Genomic DNA, 12206 nt, shown 5'->3' on the forward strand with positions numbered 1-12206 from the left:
CTTATTCTAGCTTGAAATTTCACAAAATTCCAAAAAGCGAGATTTTTTTTAAGAACAGTTGACTTTAAATTAACAATTTATAATTAAATTAATGTCATAATCGGTTAATATAATTGCATATAAATATAGGGCGGACTTTAATTAAGGTTATAAATTTCTCGACGTATACTCAAATACTTTATTATAGATGTTGCCGAGATTTTAATTAATAAATGAAAATAAAATATTTATAAAATACTGAGGAGGCTATTATGGATTTAAATTCTAAAAAATATCAGATGCTTAAAGAGTTATATGTAAGCTTCGCTGAAAATGAAGTTAAACCTTTAGCAACAGAGCTTGATGAAGAAGAAAGATTTCCTTATGAAACAGTGGAAAAAATGGCAAAGGCAGGAATGATGGGTATACCGTATCCAAAAGAGTATGGTGGAGAAGGTGGAGACACTGTAGGTTATATAATGGCTGTTGAAGAATTGTCTAGAGTTTGTGGAACTACAGGAGTTATATTATCGGCTCATACATCTCTTGGTTCATGGCCTATATATCAATATGGTAATGAAGAACAAAAACAAAAATTCTTAAGACCATTAGCAAGTGGTGAAAAATTAGGAGCATTTGGTCTTACTGAACCTAATGCTGGTACAGATGCGTCTGGACAACAAACTACTGCTGTTTTAGATGGAGATGAATACATACTTAATGGCTCAAAAATATTTATAACAAATGCAATAGCTGGTGACATATATGTAGTAATGGCAATGACTGATAAATCTAAAGGTAATAGAGGAATTTCAGCATTTATAGTTGAAAAAGGAACTCCTGGATTTAGCTTTGGTGTTAAAGAAAAGAAAATGGGTATAAGAGGTTCAGCTACTAGTGAATTAATATTTGAAGATTGTAGAATACCTAAAGAAAATTTACTTGGAAAAGAAGGCCAAGGATTTAAGATAGCAATGTCTACTCTTGATGGTGGTAGAATTGGTATTGCAGCACAAGCTTTAGGTTTAGCACAAGGTGCTCTTGATGAAACAGTTAAATATGTAAAAGAAAGAGTACAGTTTGGTAGACCACTATCAAAATTCCAAAATACACAATTCCAATTAGCTGATATGGAAGTTAGAATACAAGCGGCTAGACATCTTGTATATCAAGCAGCTATAAATAAAGACTTAGGAAAACCTTATGGAGTAGAAGCAGCAATGGCAAAATTATTTGCAGCAGAAACAGCTATGGAAGTTACTACAAAAGCTGTACAACTTCATGGTGGATATGGATACACTCGTGATTATCCAGTAGAAAGAATGATGAGAGATGCTAAGATAACTGAAATATATGAAGGAACTAGTGAAGTTCAAAGAATGGTTATTTCAGGAAAATTATTAAAATAGAGATATTAAAATATACACAATAGGTCGATATTAAAATAGATATGGAGGAAGGATTTATGAAGATAGTCGTTTGTATAAAACAAGTTCCAGATACAACAGAAGTTAAACTAGATCCTAATACAGGTACTTTAATTAGAGATGGAGTACCAAGTATAATAAACCCTGATGATAAAGCAGGTTTAGAAGAAGCGATAAGATTAAAAGAAGAAATGGGAGCTCATGTAACTGTAATAACAATGGGACCTCCTCAAGCAGATATGGCTTTAAAAGAAGCTTTAGCAATGGGTGCAGATAGAGGAATATTATTAACAGATAGAGCCTTTGCAGGTGCTGATACTTGGGCAACTTCATCAGCATTAGCAGGAGCATTAAAAAATATAGATTTTGATATTATAATAGCTGGAAGACAGGCTATAGATGGTGATACTGCACAAGTTGGACCTCAAATAGCTGAACATTTAAAACTTCCATCAATAACATATGCTGAAGAAATAAAAACTGAAGGCGAATATGTTTTAGTAAAAAGACAATTTGAAGATTGTTGTCATGACTTAAAAGTTAAAATGCCATGCCTTATAACAACTCTTAAAGATATGAACACACCAAGATACATGAAGGTTGGAAGAATATATGATTCTTTTGAAAATGATGTAGTAGAAACTTGGACTGTAAAAGATATAGAAGTTGACCCTTCTAACTTAGGTCTAAAAGGTTCTCCAACTAGCGTATTTAAATCATTTACGAAATCAGTTAAACCAGCTGGTACAATATACAACGAAGATGCAAAAGCATCAGCTGGAATTATTATAGATAAATTAAAAGAAAAATATATCATATAATTAAGGGGGGATAAAGAATGGGTAATGTTTTAGTAGTAATAGAACAAAGAGAAAATGTAATTCAAACTGTTTCTTTAGAATTATTAGGAAAGGCAACAGAAATAGCCAAAGATTATGATACAAAAGTTTCTGCATTACTTTTAGGTAGTAAGGTAGAAGATTTAATAGATACATTAGCACATTATGGAGCTGATGAAGTAATAGTAGTAGATGATGAAGCTTTAGCAGTGTATACAACTGAACCATATACAAAGGCTGCATATGAAGCAATAAAAGCAGCGGACCCAATAGTTGTATTATTTGGAGCAACTTCAATAGGTAGAGATTTAGCACCTAGAGTATCTGCTAGAGTACATACAGGACTTACTGCTGACTGTACAGGACTTGCAGTAGCTGAAGATACAAAATTATTATTAATGACAAGACCTGCTTTTGGTGGAAATATAATGGCAACAATAGTTTGCAAAGATTTCAGACCTCAAATGTCTACAGTTAGACCAGGCGTTATGAAGAAAAATGAAGTTGATGAAACTAGAGAAGCTGTAATTAATCGTTTTAAAGTAGAATTTACTGAGGCTGACAAATTAGTTCAAGTTGTAGAAATAATAAAAGAAGCTAAAAAACAAGTTAAAATAGAAGATGCTAAAATATTAGTTTCTGCTGGTCGTGGAATGGGCGGAAAAGAAAATTTAGATATACTTTATGAATTAGCTGAAGTTATAGGTGGAGAAGTTTCTGGTTCTCGTGCAACTATAGATGCAGGATGGTTAGATAAAGCAAGACAAGTTGGTCAAACTGGTAAAACTGTAAGACCAGACCTTTATATAGCATGTGGTATATCTGGAGCAATACAACATATAGCTGGTATGGAAGATGCTGAGTTTATAGTTGCTATAAACAAAAATCCAGAAGCTCCAATATTTAAATATGCTGATGTTGGTATAGTTGGAGATGTTCACAAAGTACTTCCAGAACTTATAAGTCAATTAAGTGTTGCAAAAGAAAAAGGTGAAGTTTTAGCTAACTAATTTCTTGGGGAGGGTATTATGAGTACAAGCGATGTTAAAGTTTATGAGAATATAGCTGTTGAAGTAAATGAAAATATATGTACAGTGAAAATGAATAGACCTAAAGCCCTTAATGCAATAAATTCAAAAACTTTAGAAGAACTTTATGAAGTATTTGCTGATATTAATAATGATGAAACTATTGATGTAGTAATACTGACAGGGGAAGGAAAAGCATTTGTAGCTGGAGCAGATATTGCATATATGAAAGATTTAGATGCCGTAGCTGCTAAAGATTTTAGTCTTCTAGGAGCTAAAGCTTTTAGAGAAATAGAAGATAGTAAAAAAGTAATAATAGCAGCTGTAAATGGATTTGCTTTAGGTGGAGGATGCGAACTAGCAATGGCTTGTGATATAAGAATTGCATCTGCTAAAGCTAAATTTGGGCAACCAGAAGTAACTCTTGGAATAACTCCAGGGTATGGAGGAACTCAAAGACTTACAAGACTGGTTGGACTGGCAAAAGCAAAAGAATTAATCTTTACAGGTCAAGTTATAAAAGCTGATGAAGCTGAAAAAATAGGGCTAGTAAATAAAGTTGTCGAGCCAGAAGCTTTAATGGAAGAAGTTGAAAAACTAGCTAAAACAATAGCTAAAAATGCTCAACTTGCAGTTAGATACTCTAAAGAAGCTATACAACTTGGTGCTCAAACTGATATAGATACTGGAATAGATATAGAATCTAATTTCTTTGGACTTTGTTTTTCAACTAAAGACCAAAAAGAAGGAATGTCAGCTTTTATTGAAAAAAGAGAAGCTAACTTTATAAAAGGATAAACAAATCTAATTAAAAATATATTTGCTGTTAACTAGATTGAATAAATACTTTAATCTAGTTAACAGAATATAAATACTAAAATAACAGGAGGTTATAACTATGAAATTAGCTGTAATAGGTAGTGGAACTATGGGAAGTGGTATTGTACAAACTTTTGCAAGTTGTGGTCATGATGTATGTTTAAAGAGTAGAACTCAAGGTGCTATAGATAAATGTTTAGGCTTATTAGATAAAAATTTAACTAAATTGGTTACTAAAGGAAAAATGGACGAAGCTACAAAAGCAGAAATATTAAGTCATGTTAGTTCAACTACTAACTATGAAGATTTGAAAGACATGGACTTAATAATAGAAGCATCTGTAGAAGATATGAACATAAAGAAAGATGTTTTTAAATTATTAGATGAGTTATGTAAAGACGATACTATTTTAGCAACAAATACTTCATCATTATCTATAACAGAAATAGCTTCTTCTACTAATAGAGCAGATAAAGTTATAGGAATGCATTTCTTCAATCCAGTTCCTATGATGAAATTAGTTGAAGTTATAAGCGGTCAATTAACATCAAAAGTTACTTTTGATACAGTATTTGAATTATCTAAGAGTATCAATAAAGTACCAGTAGATGTATCTGAATCTCCTGGATTTGTAGTAAACAGAATACTTATACCTATGATAAATGAAGCTGTTGGTATATATGCAGATGGTGTTGCAAGTAAAGAAGAAATAGATGAGGCTATGAAACTAGGTGCAAACCATCCAATGGGACCTTTAGCATTAGGTGATTTAATAGGATTAGATGTTGTTTTAGCTATAATGAACGTTTTATACACTGAATTTGGAGACACTAAATATAGACCTCATCCACTTTTAGCTAAAATGGTTAGAGCTAATCAATTAGGAAGAAAAACTAAAATAGGATTCTATGATTATAATAAATAAGAACTGAAATCTAAAAAATTTAACTGATATTGTCTAAAAAAAAACAATCTCAAAAATCTGATAAAAATCTAATTTAATGGGGGTAATGAATATGAGAGAAGTAGTAATTGCCAGTGCAGCTAGAACAGCAGTAGGAAGTTTTGGAGGAGCATTTAAATCAGTTTCAGCAGTAGACTTAGGTATAACAGCAGCTAAAGAAGCTATAAAAAGAGCTAATATAACTCCAGATATGATAGATGAATCACTTTTAGGAGGAGTACTTACAGCAGGTCTTGGTCAAAATATAGCAAGACAAATAGCATTAGGTGCAGGAATACCAGTAGAAAAACCAGCTATGACTATAAATATAGTTTGTGGTTCTGGATTAAGATCTGTTTCAATGGCATCTCAACTTATAGCATTAGGGGACGCTGATATAATGCTAGTTGGTGGAGCTGAAAACATGAGTATGTCTCCTTATTTAGTACCAAGTGCTAGATATGGTGCAAGAATGGGTGATACTGCTTTTGTTGATTCAATGATAAAAGATGGATTATCAGACATATTCAATAACTATCACATGGGTATAACTGCTGAAAATATAGCAGAGCAATGGAATATAACTAGAGAAGAACAAGATGAATTAGCCCTTGCAAGTCAAAATAAAGCTGAAAAAGCTCAAGCTGAAGGAAAATTTGACGAAGAAATAGTTCCAGTGGTTATAAAAGGAAGAAAAGGTGACACTGTAGTAGACAAAGATGAGTATATTAAACCTGGTACTACAATAGAAAAACTTGCTAAATTAAGACCTGCATTTAAAAAAGATGGAACAGTTACTGCTGGTAATGCATCAGGAATCAATGATGGTGCTGCTATGTTAGTAGTAATGGCTAAAGAAAAAGCTGAAGAATTAGGAATAGAACCTCTTGCAACTATAGTTTCTTATGGAACAGCTGGTGTTGACCCTACAATAATGGGTTATGGACCAGTTCCAGCAACTAAAAAAGCTTTAGAAGCTGCTAATATGACTATTGAAGATATAGATTTAGTTGAAGCTAATGAAGCATTTGCTGCTCAATCTATAGCCGTAGTAAAAGATTTAAACATAGATATGGCTAAAGTTAATGTTAACGGTGGAGCAATAGCTATAGGACATCCAATAGGATGCTCAGGAGCAAGAATACTTACTACACTTTTATATGAAATGAAGAGAAGAGATGCTAAAACTGGTTTAGCTACACTTTGTATAGGTGGTGGAATGGGAACTACTTTAATAGTTAAAAGATAGTTTTAGATTATAATTTTTAAAAATTAAACATTTAACCATGAACTTAACCTGTAAGAGTAACTATTTGTTATTCTTACAGGTTTTTATGGTTAAAAAATAATTATTATCTATTAAACAAAAATAGTGTAAAATATATAATATCATGGTTTTGAAGATATAAAAGAAAGTAGGTAAAAGTTTGTTTAAAAAAGAAAATCAAAAATATAATCTTATATCCTATACAAATGAAGAAGAAATGACTCTAAAAGAAGTTTTGCTGGACAAGCTAAATTTTTCGGTTAGGTCACTATCAAAAATGAAAAGAGAAAAAAGTGTATTAGTAAATGGTGTATATAAAAAGCCAAGTTTAAAAGTGTCTCGTGGGGATTTAATAGAGGTAAAAATAGAAGAAGAAAAAGCAAATTTTGAGCCACAAGATTTAAATTTACAAATAATATATGATGATTTTGATATAATTATGGTAAATAAGCCACCATTTATGGTAGTTCATCCAACTAAAAGTCACTATGATAATACAATAGCAAATGGTATTAGTTATTATATAGAGAAGCATAAAGAAAATGTAAAAATACGATTTGTAAATAGACTTGATATGAACACTTCAGGACTTGTTATAGTAGCAAAAAATGCTTATGCACACCATACTTTGTCTACATCAATGAGTGAAAACAAAGTTGAAAAAACATATATAACAGTAGTGAATGGGATTATAGATGAAGATGAGGGAACTATAAATGAACCAATTTATAGACCTGAAGAGGATTCAATAAAGAGAGTAATAGATGAAAGAGGGCAAGCATCTGTTACTCATTATAAAGTAGTAGAAAGATTAAAAAATGCAACTGTACTAGAAGTAAAGCTAGAAACTGGTAGAACACATCAAATAAGGGTTCATATGGCTCATATAGGTCATGGAATAATAGGTGATGAGTTATATGGTTATATAGATGGAAATCTTATAAATAGGCAAGCTCTTCATGCATATAGCTTAGAGTTTGAACAACCAAGAACAAAAGAAATTTTAAAATTTAAAACAGATATACCAAAGGATATGCAAGAGTTAATATCGAAATTAAGATAGATGGGGTGATATATATGATAATACATAAATTTATAATACATGTTTTGGATAAGAATAGTGATGTTCCAATATTAAATGATTTTGAAGGTAAAGTTAATCAAGAAGTAGATGGATTTTTTCAAAAAGCAATAAAGAGAATTTCAAAGGATGAAGATTTAAGAAAAGGTATTTTTAAAGATTATAATGACAATTTAATTAAAAATTGTTGTGAACAAATAATATATGATGAAAGTTCATTTTTAAAAAACTCTAAAGAAATAGCATCTTATCTGTTTGATGTTATGAAGATTAATGCAGCATTAGAATCTTGTGATTTGGCAATTTGCTTGTATACTGTAAAAGATGAAAAGAGTGTTGCTATATTGAAATTAGATTATAAAAAATTGTATACTCATTCAATTGAGTTTGTAGATGATAAATTTAATATTCAAATGGTATCAAATGAAATTGGTATTCCAGAAACTTTAAGACAAAAACAAGGAGCTTTAATTGGATTAAGTGGAATGAATGATGAGTTTCATCTAAGACTCTTAGACAAAGATGCAGAAAAAGAGGGTTCAGAATCAAAGTTTGTAACAGAATTTTTGCATGCTAAAAAAATAGATGATGATAAGTATAAGACAAAAGTATTTAAAAATACAGCCGAAAATTGGATAACTAATGCTCTTAGTAATGATATAAAACAAGCAGAAGATGTAAGAAGTATATTAAATTATACATTAAAAGAAAAACATGAAATTGATATAAATGATTTTGTTGATAATTCAATTAAGGATGAAGAATTAAAAGGTAGTTTTAAAGAGCATATGGAAGAAAAAGGTCTTGATGAAGGTTTTAGCATAGATAAAAAATGGGTTGAGAAAAAGCTCAAAAAGAGAAGTATAAAAACTGATAATGGTTTTGATATAAAAGGGAACCTAACTGATTTTGAAGACCCAATGAAATATACTGTAAAGCAAAATCAAGATGGAACTATAGATATAGTAATAAAGAATGTAACATTTTATGAAGAAAAGTAATCTTAATTTGAGTAATTTATAGGATTGAATATAAATTAAGTTAGAAGAAATGTATAGTTAATATAGTTATAAATAAAATGTAGATTAGTCTGTGTAAACTTCTAATAGAAATATTAAGTAGAAGTAGACACAGACTATTTATATTTGTAGACAAAATGATGTTATTTATTTTCTTCGATATATTTACATATATCACCAATACATTTAAAGTTTTCAGCTTCCTCATCTGGTATTTCTATACCAAATTCATCTTCAAGAGCCATTATAATCTCAACAGCATCTAATGAATCAGCTTCTAAATCTTCCATTAAAGATGCTTCCATAGTTATTTCATCTAAATTGTCTAACCCTAATTGTTCTGCTATTATTTCTTTTATTTTTTCAAACATTTTAAGCCTCCTACAGCAGTTTTAATTAATTTTAATGTTAGTTTAATATAATATCAAAAATTTTTCAATATGCAATTAGTAAAAAAAAATAAAATTTTATAAAGGTAGTAATAAAGTCTTATTTGATGAATAAACTTTATTGATAACAAATATAACTTAGGAGGAAATGCTATGAAATATGTAGGCTTATTACTAACATCTGTAGGAATATTTTTACTTATAGCAGTAAATTTTTATTATAATTCAATAACTTTAGATATGCAACGAATAGAGGACTATGTAATGGAAACCAATTTAATTCTTGAAGATGTAGCAGAGAAGGAAAGCTATGTATCTAATGAAAAGGACGATTATATATCAAGATTAATGCATGTAAAGAAAGGCATAGAAAATTCAAAAACATCCTTCTTGATAGAAAGATATAAAGAATACAAAGTAAAATCAATAGAAAGTTTAATTTATACTATATCAGAAGAAAAAAAGGATTATTTAGATGAAGTTGATAGATACAATAAACTAGGAGAAAAAGAAATAAATAAATTAATCAATAAAAACTTTTTAGAAGTAACTTATCTGTCTATTACTACATATATTTAATTAAAGAGACAAAAGTTAGTCTCTTAATGATTCAAGGAGGATTAGTTATGACAAAATTAGAAGACAATATGGAACGTTTCTTTGGAGGATGCGAAGGATTTTTTAGTAATAAAATGTTGATAATAATAGTTATAGTATTCTTATTATTATGTACAGACATTTTAGAAGACTTATTATGCGATGACAATATATGGATATGGGTTATATTAATAGTATTGTTGTTATTTAACTTCGATGATGGTTGTTGTTGCTAAAAAATATTGATTATTAAATAGGCAGAGCCAGTAACTTATACAAGTTATGGTTTTGCCTTTTTTAGTTAAGATAAAAAAAATAAAAAAATAATAAAAATACATTAGCAAAATGGAAACCAAATGCATAGTATATGTTAGGAGCGAAAAGCTCAACAAAATATCAACAGGAGGTAACGTGGAATGTTAGATAGATTCTTTGGAGAAGATGGATGTTTTGGTGGAGGAGGATGGTGGATAATCGTACTATTCTTCCTATTTTTAGCTTTTGGAGAGAGCTGGGCAGAATTTGACATAATGGCATGGATTCCATTCTTAATAGTTTTATTAATACTTTGCTGCTGTAGTGGATGCTTAGAATAAGAGTAGTAATTATTAAAAAAGGAGGAGTTTATTATGTTAGATAGATTTTTTGGAAACGATGGATGTTTTGGTGGGGGAGGATGGTGGATAATCGTATTATTCTTCCTATTCTTAGCTTTTGAAGATTGTTGGAGAGATATCGATATAATGTCATGGATACCATTCTTAATACTATTATTAATAACTTGTTCATGTGGTGGATTCTTTGATGGTGATGATGGTTGTGGCTGCGGCTGCTAAAACTAAACTGTTAAAGTGAAAAAATGCTGGTATGTTTTATACCAGCATTTTTTTATTTTATTTTTTAATGTAATTTAAATTAAGAATGAATATTATTAAAATTGTTGAATATAGGGTATAATATAAAATATAATGTATTTAAATGTACTTGCTTTTATGGTAAAATAAGAACTTATATAAATATAGTTAAAATAAGAACCTGTATAAATTTGGTTCAGATTTAGATAAATTTAGCAAAATTAGGAGGATGAAAATGAAAAGTAATATAACGATAAAAGATGTTGCTAAACAAGCAGGCGTGTCAATATCTACAGTATCTAGAGTTATAAATGATTCAAAACCTGTGACTGATGAAGTCAAACAAAAAGTTTTAGAGGTTATAAAAGAAACTGGATATATTCCAAATCCACTTGCAAGAAGCTTAGTAACTAAAAAGAGTCAATTAATAGGGGTAATAGTTCCAGAAGTTTCAGATTCTTTTGTTAATGAGATATTAAATGGAATAGAAGAAGTTGCTAAAATGTATGATTATGATATTCTTTTAGCTAATACATACTCTGATAAAGAACAAGAGTTAAAGAGTATAAATCTATTAAGAGCAAAACAAGTAGAAGGTATAGTTATGATTTCATGGGTAGTTGAACAAGAGCATATCAACTATATACAAAATTGTGGTATACCAGCAACATATATAAGTAAAACTGCTAGAAATTATGATATATACACAGTGAGCACTAGTAATAAAGAAGCTACTTTTGATATGACAGAACATCTTATAAAGAAAGGTCATGAAAAGATAGCTTTTATAATGACAAGTAAAGATGATACTGTTTTAGAAATGGAAAGACTTTCAGGCTACGAAGAAGCACTTTCAAGTAATAATATAGAGTTGGACAAGAGTTTAATCAAATATGGTGGAACTGATTATGAAAGTGGATACCATAGTATGAAAGAATTATTGGATGAAGGAATAATACCTCATGCAGCCTTTGTTACGGGTGATGAGGCTGCTATAGGAGCTATAAATGCTATCTGTGATGCTGGATATAAGGTTCCAGAAGACATATCAGTTGCAGGATTTAATGATGTTAAGATAGCTAAGATGTATAGGCCTAAGCTTACTACAGTTTATCAGCCTTTATATGATATGGGAGCAGTAGCAATAAGAATGGTTATTAAATTAATCAATAAAGAATTAATTGAAAACAAGAAAATAGAATTACCTTATCAAATTGTTGATAGAGAAAGTGTTATAGAGAGAAAGAAATAAAGTTATTAAAGTCAATCAGGTAGTGTTTAAAACACTACCTGATTTTTAGTTTAAATAATATGCAATTAAAATATTTTAGTTAAAAATAATAACTTTAAACCTTAAAAGTAGTTTATTTTTGTTTATTCATGAGGGTTGGATTTTTTAGTTTTCTTAAATATACTCTTAGATTTTTTTTGTTGATTATTTGGTGTATTTTTTGGTGCAGGTGTATTTGATTTACCTTTAGTTGGTTGCTTAGTCTTTTTAGTTTTAGCAGGTTTAGTATCTCTTTGAGTCTCTGCATCTGATATTTTATCCATTATAGTATCTAATTTTTTACGTTGATTGTCATCTAAAAATGCTTTGAATTTTGATACTACTTCCTCTCTTCCATCTAGGTTCTTACCTATCTTTATAAGTTCCTCCATAAGTTCACTTTCTGATTTCCCTTTGTAATTATCAGCAATCTTTTCTATCTTATCCTTGTCAATATTTTTTTGCTTAGCCATCTTTTCTAATGAATCTGTATCTATTTTTTTCATAAAAAAACCCCTTTCTATAAATATATATTGAATTATATTCATACTATTTATATATAGAAATAATATTGAAGTGGTGAATTGTGAGTGATATATAATATAAATAAAAATTCTTATAGATAATATATATGCACTGAGCTTTAAAAATGGAACATTAAAATATGAAAAACATACTTTAATATAGGGCAATT

At 29.6% G+C, this 12206-nt stretch carries 15 protein-coding genes; 13 read left to right on the forward strand and 2 right to left on the reverse strand.

Annotated elements, in window-relative coordinates:
- The first annotated feature begins 251 nt into the window (after positions 1-251).
- The 8 genes from IC758_RS05295 to IC758_RS05330 all read left to right on the forward strand — a co-directional run bounded on the left by IC758_RS05295 (position 252) and on the right by IC758_RS05330 (position 8384).
- Complete coding sequence (locus IC758_RS05295) at positions 252-1388, forward strand: acyl-CoA dehydrogenase (RefSeq protein ID WP_227434017.1); 1137 nt, start codon at positions 252-254, stop codon at positions 1386-1388.
- Positions 1389-1444: 56 nt separating this feature from the next.
- Positions 1445-2227, forward strand: coding sequence for an electron transfer flavoprotein subunit beta/FixA family protein (locus IC758_RS05300; protein ID WP_227434018.1), 783 nt, complete (start codon positions 1445-1447; stop codon positions 2225-2227).
- A gap of 17 nt (positions 2228-2244) precedes the next feature.
- Positions 2245-3255 carry an electron transfer flavoprotein subunit alpha/FixB family protein gene (locus tag IC758_RS05305; protein WP_227434019.1) on the forward strand — a complete coding sequence of 337 codons (1011 nt, stop codon included), beginning with the start codon at positions 2245-2247 and terminating at the stop codon, positions 3253-3255.
- A gap of 18 nt (positions 3256-3273) precedes the next feature.
- Positions 3274-4071 carry an enoyl-CoA hydratase-related protein gene (locus IC758_RS05310; protein WP_227434020.1) on the forward strand — a complete coding sequence of 266 codons (798 nt, stop codon included), beginning with the start codon at positions 3274-3276 and terminating at the stop codon, positions 4069-4071.
- Between the two features lie 100 nt (positions 4072-4171).
- Complete coding sequence (locus IC758_RS05315) at positions 4172-5017, forward strand: 3-hydroxybutyryl-CoA dehydrogenase (RefSeq protein ID WP_227482163.1); 846 nt, start codon at positions 4172-4174, stop codon at positions 5015-5017.
- Positions 5018-5108: 91 nt separating this feature from the next.
- The gene (locus IC758_RS05320) at positions 5109-6284 is read left to right on the forward strand and encodes an acetyl-CoA C-acetyltransferase (protein ID WP_227434022.1); all 1176 of its coding nucleotides are present in this window, start codon (positions 5109-5111) and stop codon (positions 6282-6284) included.
- Positions 6285-6462: 178 nt separating this feature from the next.
- Entirely contained in the window at positions 6463-7365 is a 903-nt protein-coding gene (locus IC758_RS05325) for an RluA family pseudouridine synthase (RefSeq protein ID WP_227482164.1), read from the forward strand.
- A gap of 14 nt (positions 7366-7379) precedes the next feature.
- Positions 7380-8384: a nucleoid-associated protein gene (locus tag IC758_RS05330; protein ID WP_227434024.1), complete on the forward strand. Its 1005-nt coding sequence runs from the start codon at positions 7380-7382 to the stop codon at positions 8382-8384.
- Positions 8385-8545: 161 nt separating this feature from the next.
- Here the strand turns inward: IC758_RS05330 and acpP are convergent, their stop codons facing one another.
- Positions 8546-8773: an acyl carrier protein gene (acpP, locus tag IC758_RS05335; RefSeq protein ID WP_227434025.1), complete on the reverse strand. Its 228-nt coding sequence runs from the start codon at positions 8771-8773 to the stop codon at positions 8546-8548.
- 171 nt (positions 8774-8944) lie between these two features.
- Here acpP and IC758_RS05340 point away from each other — a divergent pair, with 171 nt between their 5' ends.
- The 5 genes from IC758_RS05340 to ccpA all read left to right on the forward strand — a co-directional run bounded on the left by IC758_RS05340 (position 8945) and on the right by ccpA (position 11494).
- Positions 8945-9370: a hypothetical protein gene (locus IC758_RS05340; RefSeq protein WP_227434026.1), complete on the forward strand. Its 426-nt coding sequence runs from the start codon at positions 8945-8947 to the stop codon at positions 9368-9370.
- Between the two features lie 47 nt (positions 9371-9417).
- Complete coding sequence (locus IC758_RS05345; RefSeq protein ID WP_227434027.1) at positions 9418-9624, forward strand: hypothetical protein; 207 nt, start codon at positions 9418-9420, stop codon at positions 9622-9624.
- 180 nt (positions 9625-9804) lie between these two features.
- Complete coding sequence (locus tag IC758_RS05350) at positions 9805-9984, forward strand: hypothetical protein (RefSeq protein ID WP_227434028.1); 180 nt, start codon at positions 9805-9807, stop codon at positions 9982-9984.
- 33 nt (positions 9985-10017) lie between these two features.
- A complete protein-coding gene (locus IC758_RS05355; protein WP_227434029.1) occupies positions 10018-10224 on the forward strand; it encodes a hypothetical protein in 207 nt (68 codons plus the stop codon).
- A 253-nt stretch (positions 10225-10477) separates the two neighbouring features.
- Positions 10478-11494: a LacI family transcriptional regulator CcpA gene (gene ccpA / locus IC758_RS05360; RefSeq protein WP_227434030.1), complete on the forward strand. Its 1017-nt coding sequence runs from the start codon at positions 10478-10480 to the stop codon at positions 11492-11494.
- Positions 11495-11616: 122 nt separating this feature from the next.
- Here the strand turns inward: ccpA and IC758_RS05365 are convergent, their stop codons facing one another.
- Entirely contained in the window at positions 11617-12018 is a 402-nt protein-coding gene (locus IC758_RS05365) for a hypothetical protein (protein WP_227434031.1), read from the reverse strand.
- Positions 12019-12206: the final 188 nt, after the last annotated feature.

Origin of the sequence: Clostridioides sp. ES-W-0016-02 (assembly GCF_020641035.1) — a bacterium.
GTDB lineage: Bacteria > Bacillota > Clostridia > Peptostreptococcales > Peptostreptococcaceae > Clostridioides.